At 71.4% G+C, this 13,227-nt stretch carries 15 protein-coding genes; 13 read left to right on the top strand and 2 right to left on the bottom strand.

Going from position 1 to position 13,227, the window contains the following annotated elements:
• Nucleotides 1-515: 515 nt before the first annotated feature.
• Both OG329_RS07025 and OG329_RS07020 read right to left on the bottom strand, forming a co-directional pair.
• The gene (locus OG329_RS07025; RefSeq protein WP_405793461.1) at nucleotides 516-1,076 is read right to left on the bottom strand and encodes a hypothetical protein; all 561 of its coding nucleotides are present in this window, start codon (nucleotides 1,074-1,076) and stop codon (nucleotides 516-518) included.
• 389 nt (nucleotides 1,077-1,465) lie between these two features.
• Nucleotides 1,466-1,843: a VOC family protein gene (locus OG329_RS07020; RefSeq protein ID WP_405793460.1), complete on the bottom strand. Its 378-nt coding sequence runs from the start codon at nucleotides 1,841-1,843 to the stop codon at nucleotides 1,466-1,468.
• Nucleotides 1,844-1,986: 143 nt separating this feature from the next.
• On the opposite strand from OG329_RS07020, the gene OG329_RS07015 reads away from it, so the two are divergent.
• From OG329_RS07015 to OG329_RS06955, 13 genes are all read left to right on the top strand, one after another.
• Entirely contained in the window at nucleotides 1,987-2,511 is a 525-nt protein-coding gene (locus OG329_RS07015; protein WP_405793459.1) for a GNAT family N-acetyltransferase, read from the top strand.
• 189 nt (nucleotides 2,512-2,700) lie between these two features.
• Nucleotides 2,701-2,832, top strand: coding sequence for a pyrroloquinoline quinone precursor peptide PqqA (gene pqqA / locus OG329_RS07010; protein WP_405793458.1), 132 nt, complete (start codon nucleotides 2,701-2,703; stop codon nucleotides 2,830-2,832).
• Between the two features lie 11 nt (nucleotides 2,833-2,843).
• Nucleotides 2,844-3,755: a pyrroloquinoline quinone biosynthesis protein PqqB gene (gene pqqB, locus OG329_RS07005; RefSeq protein ID WP_405793457.1), complete on the top strand. Its 912-nt coding sequence runs from the start codon at nucleotides 2,844-2,846 to the stop codon at nucleotides 3,753-3,755.
• The gene (gene pqqC / locus OG329_RS07000; RefSeq protein ID WP_405793456.1) at nucleotides 3,752-4,480 is read left to right on the top strand and encodes a pyrroloquinoline-quinone synthase PqqC; all 729 of its coding nucleotides are present in this window, start codon (nucleotides 3,752-3,754) and stop codon (nucleotides 4,478-4,480) included. The genes pqqB and pqqC overlap by 4 nt, the downstream gene beginning before the upstream one ends.
• Entirely contained in the window at nucleotides 4,477-4,818 is a 342-nt protein-coding gene (pqqD, locus tag OG329_RS06995; protein WP_405793455.1) for a pyrroloquinoline quinone biosynthesis peptide chaperone PqqD, read from the top strand. The genes pqqC and pqqD overlap by 4 nt, the downstream gene beginning before the upstream one ends.
• Entirely contained in the window at nucleotides 4,806-5,945 is a 1,140-nt protein-coding gene (gene pqqE / locus OG329_RS06990; protein WP_405801691.1) for a pyrroloquinoline quinone biosynthesis protein PqqE, read from the top strand. Before pqqD ends, pqqE begins: the two co-directional genes overlap by 13 nt.
• Before the next feature lie 116 nt (nucleotides 5,946-6,061).
• Nucleotides 6,062-7,168: a PQQ-dependent sugar dehydrogenase gene (locus OG329_RS06985; protein ID WP_405793454.1), complete on the top strand. Its 1,107-nt coding sequence runs from the start codon at nucleotides 6,062-6,064 to the stop codon at nucleotides 7,166-7,168.
• A gap of 325 nt (nucleotides 7,169-7,493) precedes the next feature.
• Nucleotides 7,494-9,062 carry an ATP-binding protein gene (locus tag OG329_RS06980; protein WP_405793453.1) on the top strand — a complete coding sequence of 523 codons (1,569 nt, stop codon included), beginning with the start codon at nucleotides 7,494-7,496 and terminating at the stop codon, nucleotides 9,060-9,062.
• On the top strand, nucleotides 9,059-9,481 hold the full coding sequence (locus tag OG329_RS06975; RefSeq protein WP_405793452.1) for a roadblock/LC7 domain-containing protein: 423 nt from the start codon (nucleotides 9,059-9,061) through the stop codon (nucleotides 9,479-9,481). Before OG329_RS06980 ends, OG329_RS06975 begins: the two co-directional genes overlap by 4 nt.
• Nucleotides 9,478-9,837 carry a DUF742 domain-containing protein gene (locus OG329_RS06970; RefSeq protein WP_405793451.1) on the top strand — a complete coding sequence of 120 codons (360 nt, stop codon included), beginning with the start codon at nucleotides 9,478-9,480 and terminating at the stop codon, nucleotides 9,835-9,837. Before OG329_RS06975 ends, OG329_RS06970 begins: the two co-directional genes overlap by 4 nt.
• Nucleotides 9,812-10,609, top strand: coding sequence for a GTP-binding protein (locus OG329_RS06965; RefSeq protein WP_405793450.1), 798 nt, complete (start codon nucleotides 9,812-9,814; stop codon nucleotides 10,607-10,609). Before OG329_RS06970 ends, OG329_RS06965 begins: the two co-directional genes overlap by 26 nt.
• Before the next feature lie 4 nt (nucleotides 10,610-10,613).
• Nucleotides 10,614-11,855, top strand: a complete 1,242-nt coding sequence (locus OG329_RS06960) for a cytochrome P450 (protein WP_405793449.1) — start codon at nucleotides 10,614-10,616, stop codon at nucleotides 11,853-11,855.
• Between the two features lie 97 nt (nucleotides 11,856-11,952).
• On the top strand, nucleotides 11,953-13,206 hold the full coding sequence (locus OG329_RS06955) for a cytochrome P450 (protein WP_405793448.1): 1,254 nt from the start codon (nucleotides 11,953-11,955) through the stop codon (nucleotides 13,204-13,206).
• Nucleotides 13,207-13,227 lie beyond the last annotated feature (21 nt).

The raw sequence follows: 13,227 nt of genomic DNA, 5'->3' as shown, positions 1-13,227 counted from the left end.
TCGTTGACGGGGTACGCCTCGTACACAAGGCCGACTTCCGGACCTCGGCCATACGTGCCGGGACCCTGCGCGGGCTGCTCCGCCGGGGGCGCGCCGCGCCTTCGCCCGTGCCCGGCGCGCGATTTGCTGCAAAGAGAAGCGGCGCGCGCTCGGCGCGCGATGCGGGCGGAAACTCCCACCAAGGGCCTGGGGTTTGGGGGTGTATGCCGGGGGTTGCGAGGGGTCACATCATGAACACCCGGCGTTTGCAGGGCAGTTGAGCGCATGCTATGAGCGGTGGGTACTACCGTGCGCGCGCCGGGTTGATGGCGAGGTCTTATGTGTCGTACACGCGAATTGCGTGCGCATGCTCAATGGCTGAATATGTTCGCCCGGTGCCGAGTTGGGGTCGCCGCACCCGTCCGCGATCGGCCAGAGCCGCGCTCTTGCGGGGTGGCCCCGCAATGTGCTGGGCGGTCAGAAACCCTCCGTGGGGACGTGCTGCCTGCCCAGGGGGATCACCGGCGGGGTGCCGCTCACCGGGTGACGTGACCGGCGTACCGGACCACGGCCGAGGTACGGCCCGCAGGGCCCGCGCCCTCCAGCGCGCGTACGCCCGCGCTGCCGCCTCGGTCATCGCTCAACACCGGCCGCACGAGGGCGAGTTGCTGCGCGGGCGCCACGTCGAGCCGGTGACCGGTGGCGATGGCGGCGCGGGTCGGCCGCAGTGTCGCCGAGCGCCCCGTCGAAGCTCCGCCGCCGCTGGACGGCTCCGGCCCGCCGCCGGCGGGCGACGCGCCGTGCGGGTCGAGCGGCCCGTACGCGTGACCGTCCCCACCGACGACCACGTCGGTGCCGGGGACGGTCGCGGCGCCGATGACGGCGGTCGTGGTGCTGATGCTGACGTTGGCGTCCGCCTGGGCGGTGCCTTCGACGACGGGGCTGGTCGGGGTCGTGTCTTCGATCGTGGCGGTGCCGGGGACGGTCGGGGCGCCGGCGTTGGCGTTCGCCCTGGGCGTGCTTTCGGCGACGGCGGTCGTGACGCCGGCGTCCGCCTGGGCGGTGCCTGCCGCCGTCTCGCCGGTTGCGCCCGCCACGGCCGGCCTCCGGCGGCTATGCCAGCTCCGCTGGCTGCTTCGGTGCCCCGACATCTCCGACCCCGCCCGGCAGGTGCGGGGGGCGGTCATGCCCCTGGCGTGGGCGTCAGGTCCGACGGCGCGTGCCGCCGTCTCGCCGGTGTGGTCTTGGCCGGCCTCCGGCGGCTATGCCGGTTCCGCCGGTGGTTCGGTCCCGGCGGCGGGGGCCGGGCGGTCGTGTCCCTGGTGTGGGCGTAAGGCCCGGTGGTGGTGTCCGCCGTCGTCTCGCTCGCCGGGCCCGGCCTACGGCCGTGACCACGCCGGTTTCGCCCGTTGGGCCTCCGCCCCCGCCCCCGTCCCGGCGGCGGCACGTGCCCGTCAAAGCCCGGGCCGGGAACACCGGTCAGGCGTCAGGCCGGGCGGTCCTGGAGTACGGACAGGATGTTGCCCGCCGGGTCCGTGAACCACGCGATGTACGGGCCGCCGAGCCGGAAGATGCCCCTGGCGTCGGTCTCCATGTCCGGATAGCGCTCGAAGCGCACACCCCGCCGGACCAGCTCGTCCACGGCCCCCTCGATGTCGTCCACCGGGAAGTTCAGAATGGTGTACGTGGCGGGGACATGGTCCGGCTTCGGGTAGACAAGCACCTCCGCCCCGCCCGCGAGGCGCAACCGCAGCATGCCGTTCGCCTCGGTGACGTCCAGGTCCAGCGTCTCGGCGTAGAAGAGACGGGCCCTCGGGATGTCGTCCACCGCGAAACCGCTGAACGCCTTGCTGCTGCCGAGCATGGCTGCTCCCTCTCGTCCGGCCGGCCCCCGCCTTCCCTTTCGACCGTACAAGCAGGGCAGCGCCCCGGCAGTCCGACCGGAGCCGACCGGAGCCGGGTGGGCCCGGCGCAGGGCCGCCGCGCCGGGTGCGTAATACTCGCAGCATGAATCCGCGTATTACCGGCGCCGGCCGACGCCCGGCGGGCCCCTCCCTGGCCGCCGTGTCCGTCCGGCGGGCCACCGCGCGCGACGCCAAGCGTCTGACCAGGCTCATCCAGGCGTCCAGCGCCTACGAGGGCCCCTACGCGCCCATGATCGCCGGCTACCGCGTGGGGCCCGACTACATCGAGACCCACCGGGTCTTCCTCGCCACCGCCCCGGACGACCGGCTCCTCGGCTTCTACGCCCTGCTGCTCGCCCCGCCCGAGCTGGACCTGATGTTCGTCGCCGACGCCGCGCAGGGCCTCGGTGTCGGACGGCGGCTGGTCGACCACATGAAGGGCGAGGCGCGCGCGGCCGGTGCCGGCTCCGTACGTGTGGTGTCGCACCCGCCCGCCGAGGGTTTCTACCGAGGCGTGGGCGCGGAACGCGTCGGTACGGTGGCGGCGAACCCGCCCGCGGTGATGTGGGACCGCCCCGAGCTGGTCATCGCGATCGACCCCGCCGGTGAAAGCCACCCTCACGGGTAGTTGACGCGCGGACGACCCCCGGCGCGCATCGGGATGTGGTCCGATGAGATGCGGTCCGACCCATTGACCGCGTTGCACCAAGACGTAACGCTGTCGCACATGGCTGAACGTCGGCCATTCACGTGAATGAGCGCGTTCAGTGGTCCCGCTCCCTGATCCCCCACATCTCAGGAAGGCAGGCAACGGCTCATGAAGGACTCGCAGGAAACGGCCCAGGAGCCCAGGCAGCCCACCGAGGGCACGATCAACTGGCAGACCCCCGAGTTCATGGTCGTCGAGACCGCGCTCGAGGTCACCGCCTACGCCCTCACCGACCGGTAGACCCCACCGCCATGCTGCTGGAGGTGCTCGGCACCGCGGCGGGCGGCGGACTGCCCCAGTGGAACTGCGCGTGTCCCGGCTGCGCCGGGGCACGCGCCCACCCGCGCCGGCGCCGCCGCCATGCCTCACTCGCCCTGCGCGCCGACGACGACCGCTGGTATCTCGTCAACGCGACCCCCGACATCGGCGACCAGATCGAGGACAGCCCCGTACTGCGCCCGGGGCCCGGACCGCGCGACACACCCGTGGCCGGAGTGATCCTCACCGACGCCGAACTCGACCACACCCTCGGTATCGCCCGACTGCGCGAGGCCGACGGCTTCGACGTCCTCGCCACCCGGCCCGTGCACGGCGCCCTGACCGGGCTCATGAGACTGGACGACATCCTCGCCCCGTACACCCGTGTCGAATGGCGGGAGTTGGGCGCTGAGCCCGTGCCGCTCACCAAGAGCGGCAGCGTCGAGATCGACGCCGTACCCGTCTCGCCCAAACGCCCGCGCTACGCAGCCGCCGCCGCGACTCCCGAGGCGTCCGACGACGACCACACCTGGGTGGTCGCGCTACGGCTGCGCGAGACCGCCACCGGCCGCAGTCTCGTCTACGCCCCCGCCCTCGCCCGCTGGACCGACGCCTTCCAGGACGCTGTCGAGGCCGCCGACTGCGTGCTGGTCGACGGCACCTTCTGGGACGACGACGAACCCGTACGCACCGGCATCTCGACCAGGACCGCCACCGGCATGGGACATCTGCCGATCGCCGGACCCCACGGCACCGCGCGCCGGCTCTCCGGGCTGCGTGCCCGCTGCCTCTACACACATCTCAACAACACGAACCCCCTCGGCGACCCGGACGCCCCGCAGCACAGGCTGCTCGGGCAGTGGGGCCTGGAGGTCGCCGCCGACCGAATGGTGATCGAGCTGTGAGCACAGCCGCCCCGACTGCGACGCGCACCGAAGGGCCCTGGAGCCCCGAGGAGTTCACCGACCGACTGCGCGCCGTACCGGCCGAGCGTTACCACGACCGCCATCCGTTCAACGTGCGGATGCACGAAGGCGCCCTGAAACCGGCCGAGTTGCGCCGCTGGATCATCAACCGCTTCCACTACCAGCGGCACATCCCCGTCAAAGACGCGCTGATTCTCGCCAAGTTCGACAGCTCATCGCTGCGCCGCTCCTGGCTCCGCCGTATCCAGGACCACGACGGTCTGGTGGAGGGCGAAGGCGGCATCGAGCGCTGGCTGCGGCTCGGCGAGGCCGCCGGGATCGACAGAGCGCGGCTGCGCTCGGGCGCCGAAGTCCTGCCGGGCGTACGGCTCGCGGTCGACGGATACGTCAACTTCTGCCGGCTGGGCTCCCCGCTCGAAGCCGTCGCCGCCTCGCTCACCGAACTGGCGGCGCCCGGCATCATGCGCACCCGCATCGCGGCGTTCGAACTCCACTACCGGTGGATCGAGTCCGACGGGCTGACCTACTTCCGCGACCGCGTCGGACAGGGCGGCCGGGACAGCGAGGAAGCCCTCGCCCTGGTCCTCGAATGGGCCGTGACCCGGCGGGAGCAGGAAGCGGCCGTCGCCGCGCTGCGGTTCAAGTGCGACGTGCTCTGGTCCCTGCTCGACGCGGTCGACCACGGGGCGGGGGAGTGCCCATGACGACCGGACGACGACCGCCGGACCTCGACACCGACACCGACACCGACACCGCCACCGATACCGCAACCGCCACCGATACCGACACCGCCTGGAAGCCGGTGCTCTCACGGTCGGTGATGTTCCGGCACGACCGGGTACGTGACACGGACCTGCTCGTCATGCCCGAACGCGTCGTCGTGCTCCAGGGCAACGCCGGCTCCGTCCTGCGCCTCTGCGACGGCGCCAACGATGTCGGCGCGATCGTCGCCACCCTCGCCGCACAGCACCCGGGCGCACCGATCGCCGACGAAGTCCCGCTCTTTCTCAGCCGGTTACGCGCGGAAGGCTGGCTCAAGTGACCCCACCGACCAGGCCGGCCGCCCCACCGTGGGCGCTCCTCGCCGAGCTGAGCCACGGCTGCCCCCTGCGCTGTTCGTACTGCTCCAACCCGGTCGAACTCATCAGCCGTTCAAGCGAACTGACGGCCGATCAGTGGGCCGGGGTGTTCCGGCAGGCCGCCGACCTCGGAGTCGTACAGACCCATCTCTCCGGCGGAGAGCCACTGCTGCGCCGGGACCTCACCGAGATCGTCGCCGCCGCCGACCGCGCCGGGATCCACACCCAGCTCGTCACCAGCGGAGTCGGCCTGTACGAGAAGAGGCTGGCCGCGCTGCTGGACGCCGGGCTGCGCAGCGTACAGCTCTCCGTGCAGCACGCCGACCCGGCGGCGTCCGAACTCATCGCGGGCGCACGCTCGTTCGCCGCAAAGGAACTCGCGGCCCAGCTCGTACGCGCGGCGGACCTGCCGCTCGGCCTCAACGTCGTGCTGCACCGCGCCAACCTCGACGCGCTGGACGATCTCGTCGAACTCGCCCTCGCCTGGGGCGCGGAGCGCGTCGAGCTGGCCAACGCCCAGTTCTACGGCTGGGCGTTGCGCAACCGTGATGCCCTCCTGCCCGACCGCGCGCAGATCTCCCGGGCCCGGCAGTCCGTCGAACGGTGGCGCGAACGCCTGGCCGGGCAACTGGAACTGGTGTGGGTCGTGCCGGACTACGTGGACGGGACGGCCAAGCCCTGCATGGGCGGCTGGGGCGCCGTGTCGCTGACGGTCGCGCCGGACGGGACCGTCCTCCCCTGCCCGGCCGCCGCCGCCCTGCCGGGGCTGGACGCGCCCAACGTCAAGGACCACTGTCTGGAGTGGATCTGGCACGAGTCGAAGGCGTTCAACCTCTACCGGGGCGAGGAGTGGATGAGTGACCCGTGCCGTACCTGCGACCTGCGTACCAAGGACTTCGGCGGCTGCCGCTGCCAGGCCCACGCGCTCACCGGAGACGCCACGCGGACGGACCCGGCCTGCCACCTGTCGCCCGACCACGCGCTCGTACGTGACCTGGTGGACGCCGCGATCGGGGCGGCGCCGGCGGCACCCGCGTACGTCTACCGGGACTATCCGCAGGACCACAGAGCCGCACCCGGTCACCCTTAGAACTTCCGTTCGCGCGGCCCCCGATGGCCGCACAGGCACGCACCGCACAGGCACGCACCGCACAGGCGCACACCGCACACCTCCCACCCAACCCCCCACTCCATCCGGAGGAACCCATGCACGGCAGCAAGCCGACGAAGACTTTCGTCAGGACGGCGGCGGCCACCGCCGCCACCGCGGCGCTCGTCGCCGGACTCGTCCAGACCGCCGCCGCGAACGAGTCCGGCACCGCCGCGGTGGCCGGTCAGCCGACGGCCATCACCACCATCTCCACCGGCTACTCGATCCCCTGGGGCATGTACTGGATGCCCGACAACTCCTCGGCGCTGGTCACCGAGCGCAATACCTTCAAGGTCTTCAAGGTGACACCGACCGGGCAGCGCACCGAGATCGGCTCCGTCCCCGAGTCCCAGACCACCGGCGGTGAGGGCGGCCTGATGGGCGTCGCCGTCGACCCGAACTGGCAGAGCAATCACTTCGTGTACTTCATGCACACCTCGTCCGACGGCAACCGCATCGCCCGGATGACCTACGACGGCACCCGACTCACCGGCTACACGGCCCTGTTGAGGGGCATCGCGAAGAACAGGTACCACAACGGCGGCCGGCTCGCCTTCGGCCCCGACGGCTATCTCTACGCCTCGACCGGCGACGCGCAGAACACCGCGCTCGCCCAGGACAGAAACTCACTCAACGGCAAGATCCTGCGCATGACGACGAGCGGCGCCCCGGCGCCCGGCAACCCGTTCGGCAACCACGTCTACAGCCTGGGCCACCGCAACCCGCAGGGCATCGCCTTCGACGCGCAGGGCCGCCTGTGGGAAGCGGAACTCGGCGAGAACACCCGCGACGAGCTGAACCTCGTCAAGGCCGGCAACAACTACGGCTGGCCCATCTGCGAGGGCAACTGCTCCACGGCCGGGATGACCAACCCGAAGGCCACCTGGACCACGGCCGAGGCATCACCAAGCGGAATCGCCATCGTGGACAGCGCCGTCTACATGGCGTCGCTGCGCGGCGAACGGCTCTGGCAGATCCCGATCAACGCCGGCAACGAGAACGTCGGTACGCCGCAGGCGCATTACGTCGGCACGTACGGACGGCTGCGCGGTGTCACCAAAGTGCCGGGCGCCGACGCGCTGTGGCTCTCCACGACGAACGTCGACGGCAACGGCGGTGAGCCGGCCGGGTCGGACAGAATCTTTCGCGTGACGATCGGCTGAACCGGCGCTCAAGGCGTACGGCCGACCCCGTACGACCGGCGCACGCCCCCGGGTACAGGCCGCTGTCCGGCGGGGAACTCCCCTTCCCCACCGGACAGTTGGCCCGTCACACCCTGCGCGCCCCGCGCCACCACACCCCGCGCGCCCGCTCACGCGGCGCACGCCGGACATGTCCGGCGGCGCCACGCCCGGGACAGGGCCGTTCGGGAGGGATCTTCATCGGAAGCGGTGCGCGTACGACCGACGTCGGTGTGTACTGTGCGTGTCTGCCGAGCGGGTTTCTTTCGACCCGTCAGATTTCCACGATCCTCCTGAGGTCCGTCCGATGATCGAGATAACGGTCCTGGCCGCCGGTGGCCTGGCCGCCGGGACGCTACTGGCGCTCGTCCTGGGAGGCGGTCTGCTCCGCTCCCGCCGTGACCGGTCCAGACTCCGCGAGGAGATCGCCGGTCTGCACGACCAACTGGACGACGCGCGCTCGAAGGCCGACCGTGTGTCCGACGAACTCAGCGCCGAGATCGCGCATCTCACCGACAAGCGCGTTCCGGCGGTGGCGACCCGTGCGGCGCACCCGCACGTCCAGGTCCCGGGCCCGCTCGGGCCCGGCTTCGCCGGCACCGGACCGGGCGCCGGTCTGGACGGGGTGCTCGACGCGCTGTTGATCGCCATGACGAAGGAGCGCAAGCGGGTCGACGCCGCGGCACGTGCCGGCATGCGCGGCACCACCCGCGAGATCCAGGCCGGGCTCTACCGCCTTCAGGACGTACTCAGAGGACTCCAACAGCAGTACGACGACCCCGAGTTGGCACAAACCCTGTTCGAACTCGACCACGAGAACGAGCAGTCGCTGCGCCGCGCGCAGGTCGCCGCCGTGGTGTGCGGCGCCTGGGTGGGCCTGGCGCGCGAGGAGTCGCACCTGGTGGACGCGGTGACCGGCGGCCAGTCGCGGATCGTCGGCTACCACCGGGTCCGCGTCAACAACCATCTGGAGCCGGGCACCGCGCTCGTCTCGCACGCCGTCGAACCGGTCGCGATCATCGTCGCCGAACTCCTCGACAACGCCCTGCGGCACTCCTCACGGGACACCGACGTCACGGTCAGTCTCGAACGCGCCCACCACGGGGTCGCCGTCACCATCGACGACGCCGGTGTCGGCATGTCCACCGACGAACGCGCCTACGCACAGCGCATGGTGGCGAGCAGCGAGCCGATCCTGCTGTCGGACCTCGGCGACCCGCCCCGGATGGGACTCGCCGCGATCGGTCAGCTCACCCGCCAGTTCGACCTGTCCGTCGACCTGTCGACCCCGTCGCCGTACGGGGGCGTACGCGCGGTGCTGCTCGTCAACAACCACCTGCTCAGCCATGTCGACCCGGTCGTCAGGCCACCGGCCGCCGCCGCGCCGCGCTCCACCCGCCCCGCAGGGACGGAACAGCTCGCCAGGCCGGAGACCAACGGCAAGCTGCCCATCAGGACCGGCGCCTCCTCACGGGCCGTACGGGCGGCGGCCCGGCCGACCCACCCCGCCGCCCCCGACACCCGTACGCCCGCCACCCGTACGCCCGCCACCCGCACGCCCGCCACCCGTACGCCCGACAACGACGTTGCCCCGCACCCCGACGACCCACAGGCCCGAGCCACGCACGCCAACGACCCGGACCACGACCACGACCACGGCACCGCGCCCGCCGACGACGTCCTGCCCCAGCGCAGACGGCGCCGCCCCCGCCCCGACACGATGGCGATCCCGGCCCCGGCCGCCCGCCCCGTACCCGAGCAGGCCCAGCCGCCCGCCCGTACCCCTGATGACTCCGCAGCGGCGCTCGGCGCGCTCCAGTCCGGCACCGCAGCGGCACGATCCAACGCCGACCCCGAAGGGAACGACCCGCGATGAAAAGCCGCGACGCCGGCGAAACGGCGTGGGTGCTCGATCCGATCCTGGAAATCCCGCATGTGCGGGCAGCCGTCCTGCTCACCAGGGACGGCCTCGTCTCCGGTTACACGGACGCGCTGAGCCAGGCCACCGCCGAACGCACGGCGGCGATCACCAGCACCGTGCAGGGCGCGTGCCGTACGGCCGCCGCCGCCTTCGCCGACCACGACGACGCGGAGATCCGCCAGATCGTCATCGAGTCCGACCACGGCTACATCCTGGTCGCGCCCACCTCGCACGGCACCTGTGTGGCCGCGTACGGAGGCCCCGAGGTACGGCTCGACCTGCTCGCCCACCGGGTGCACTCGCAGGTGGCCAGACTCGGCGAGAAGACGATGACCGCCGCACCGCGCGCGGGTAAGGGCGGCACTCCGGTATGACCGGCCGCAGGAGCGGCCGTCCACTTGTTCCCGCCTATCTGTCCACGGGCGGGGTGGCTCGGCCGAGCCATACGGAGCTGGAACGGCTTTCGCTGCTGACCGGCGGGGCCGGGCCCGCCCCCGACGGACTTCCCGCCGCCCGGCACGCGCTGTTCGATGTGCTCGCCGGCGGAACGCTCACCCTCGTGGAAGCGGCGGCCCTGCTGGAGCTGCCGGTCTCCGCCGTACGCGTACTCGCCGCCGAACTGGCGGACCAGGGGCTGGTGAGCCTACGCGCGCCGGTGCCTCCGGCCGCCCTGCCCGCACCCGACCTGTTGAAGAGAGTGGCCGATGGCCTCCGCGCCCTCAAGCAGTAGCACCAGCGGCACCGGCACCAGCACCAGCACCAGCGGCACCATCGGCGCCGGCGTCGGTGAGCTGCATCTGCCGGACACCACCCGCCAGTTGGTGAAAATCCTGGTGGCGGGCCCGTTCGGCGTGGGCAAGACCACGCTGATCGACTCGGTGTCCGAGATCCGCCCGCTGCACACCGAGGAACACCTCACCGAGGCGTCGGTGTCCGTGGACGATCTGGCGGGGGTACGGGACAAGACCACCACGACCGTCGCCATCGACTTCGGGCGGATCAGCCTGGACGCCGGGATCGTGCTCTATCTGTTCGGCACCCCCGGCCAGGAGCGCTTCCGCTCACTGTGGGCGGACATCGCCCACGGGGCGCTCGGCGCGCTCGTCCTTATCGACACCCGGCGCATCGACGACTCCTTCGACGTGCTCGGGCTGGTCGAGGAGTCGGGGCTGCCGTACGCCGTCGCGCTCAACACGTTTCCCGACGCACGCTCCTACACGGAGGAGCAGTTGCGCGGTTCGCTCGACCTGGAACCCGACACACCCATGGTGGTGTGTGACGCCCGGGACACGAACTCCTCCATCGACGCACTGCTCGCACTTGTCGAGTACTTGATAACCGCCAATGCCGCCCACGGTGGGCCCGCCGCCGCCGCCGCTTCCGCTTCCGCCGACGACGTCGCTGCTTCCGCCGACGACCTCGCCGCGCCCGCCGGCGCCGAGCCCGCCACCGGTGCCGCCGGCCCCGCGGACGGCACCGGCCCCACCCCGGAGACCTGGTGATCTGGTGACTTCCTACCCCGCCCCCGCGGCGGCCTTCTCCCTCTCGGCGCCGGTCCGGCTCTGGGACGAGGGCTTCGCCGCCGACCCGCACGGCCGCTACGAGGCCCTGAGGGCGCAGGGCCCCGTCGGCTGGGGCGAACTCGCCCCCGGTGAGCCCGCGTACATCGTCACCGACCGCCGGGCCGCGCTCGACATCCTGCACGACCCCGACACCTGGTCGCACGACTCCAGGGAGTGGGAGGCCACCGCCGCCCCCGACTCACCGATCCTCAGCATGCTGAAGTGGCGCCCCAACCCACTGTTCAACGACGGTGCCGCGCACAAGCGTTACCGCTCCGCGCTGGTCGACGGCTTCGACCTGGTCGAGCCGCACGACCTGCGCGAGCGCGTGCACCGCGCCGTGGACCTGCTGGTCGCCCGGTTCGGCCCGGCGGGCAGCGCCGACCTGGTGGACGACTTCGCCCGCCCGCTGATGACGCTGATCTTCAACAACCTCTTCGGCCTGCCCGACAGCGAGAGCGACCGCCTCCACAACTCCATCGGGCGGCTGATGGAAGGCGGCGACGACGCCGCCGCCGGCGAGCTGGAGTACGGCAAGTACGTCACCGAACTCGTCACCGCCAAAACCCTCAAACGCGGTGACGACCTGACCAGTTGGCTGATCGACCACCCGGCGGACCTCGCGTACGAGGAAGTCGTCTGGCAGGTCTTCCTCACGATGGCGGCGGGTCACGAACCCACCGCGAACCTCGTCGCCAACGCCCTGTCCCGGATGCTCGGCAACCCCACGTACTACTCCACCCTCACCAGCGGCTCGCGCCCCGTGATGGACGCGGTCCTCGAAGTCCTGCGCCACGAGACGCCGTTGGCGAACTACGGCATCCTTTACGCCCGTGAGGCGCTGAGTTTCCACGGCGTATGGGTACGCAAGGGAGTACCCGTCATCGTCTCGTACGGAGCGCTCGGCTATTTCTCCGAACGGGACGGCTCCGACGAGCCGCACCACCCGCACGACGCCTCCCATCTGTCCTGGGGGGCGGGACCGCACAAGTGCCCCGTCAAACAGCACGCCCTGCTCATCGCCACCGAGGCGATAGAGCGGATCACCCAGTGGCTGCCCGACCTGGAGCCCGTCACACCGCGCGACCAACTCACCTGGCGGCCGGGCCCGTTCGTCCGTTCCCTGCGCTCGCTGCCCGTCCGCTTCACCCCACGTACGCCGGACACCACCGTCGCTACCCCGTGACCACCGGCAGACCCGCCGGCAGCCCCACCGCCACCGCCACCGCCACCACCACCGGCATCAACGCCTTCGGCAACCCCGAGAAGTCAGGAGACCGAGCATGACCATGACCACCGATACGCGCACCCGCGTGGCCCTCGACCCCTTCGGCGCCGACATCACCGCCGAGAGTGCCCGGCTGCGCGCCTTAGGCACCATCGTGCCCATAGACCTCCCCGGCGGCATACCGGCCTGGGCGCCCACCGGCTTCGCCTCACTGCGCGCCCTCATGCTGGACTCCCGCGTCAGCAAGGACCCCCGGCTGCACTGGTCGCTGTGGGAGGACGTCAACAACAAGCCCGAGTGGAGCTGGATACTGGGCTGGGTCGGCGTGGTCAACATGCTCTCCACCTACGGCCCCGACCACACCCGGCTGCGCAAGCTCGTCTCGCCCAGCTTCACCCACAAGCGCACGGAGGCGATGCGTGACCGGGTGGAGGAGATAACCGCCGGCCTCCTCGCCGGCCTCGACGCGGCGGCGGCACAGGCGGGTCCCGGCGGAGCGGTCGATGTGAAGGCCGGCTACGCCCACCCGCTGCCCATGCTGTTCATCTGCGACTTGTTCGGCATACCCGACGACTTGCGCGACGCCGCCGTCAAGCTGATGGTCGACGTCTTCGACACCTCGGACCCGACCCCCGAGCACGCGGCCTCGGTACAGCGCCAGATCGGCACCGTGCTCCCCGCGCTGATCGCGTACAAGACCGCGAACCCCGGCAACGACCTGGCCACGGAGCTGATCCGGGTACGCGACGAGGAAGGCGACCGGCTCGCCGACCACGAACTCCTCTACACCCTCCTGCTCGTCATCGGCGCGGGCTTCGAGACCACGGTCAACCTCATAGGCAACGCCGTCGTCACCCTCCTGAACCACCCCGGCCAACTCGCCGCCGTCCGCGCCGGCGAGGTCAGTTGGGAGAGCGTCATAGAGGAGGTCCTGCGCGTCCACCCCTCGATCGCCAGTCTCCCGCTGCGCTACGCCGTCTCCGACATCACCGTCGACGGCGTCACGATCCCGGCGGGCGACGCCATACTGACCACCTTCGCCGCCGCGGGCAACGACCCCGAGCGGTACGGCCCCGACGCCGCCGAGTTCGACATCCACCGAGGCGCGGACGAGCACCTGTCGTTCGGGATCGGGGTCCACCGCTGCATCGGCGCGCCGCTCGCCCGGATGGAGGCCCTGACGGCGCTGCCCGCGCTGTTCGAGCGCTATCCGGACATGCGACTGGCCGTCGGGACGGACCAGTTGAAGCAGGTGCCGTCCTTCATCGCGTTCGGCTGGCAGGAGATACCGATACTGCTGCACGGGTAATGCCGACCGCCGCCGGACGGG

The organism is Streptomyces sp. NBC_01506, assembly GCF_045040295.1.
Taxonomy (GTDB): domain Bacteria; phylum Actinomycetota; class Actinomycetes; order Streptomycetales; family Streptomycetaceae; genus Streptomyces.
Note: the sequence above shows the minus strand (reverse complement) of the source record. Positions and strands in the feature narration are given on the sequence as shown.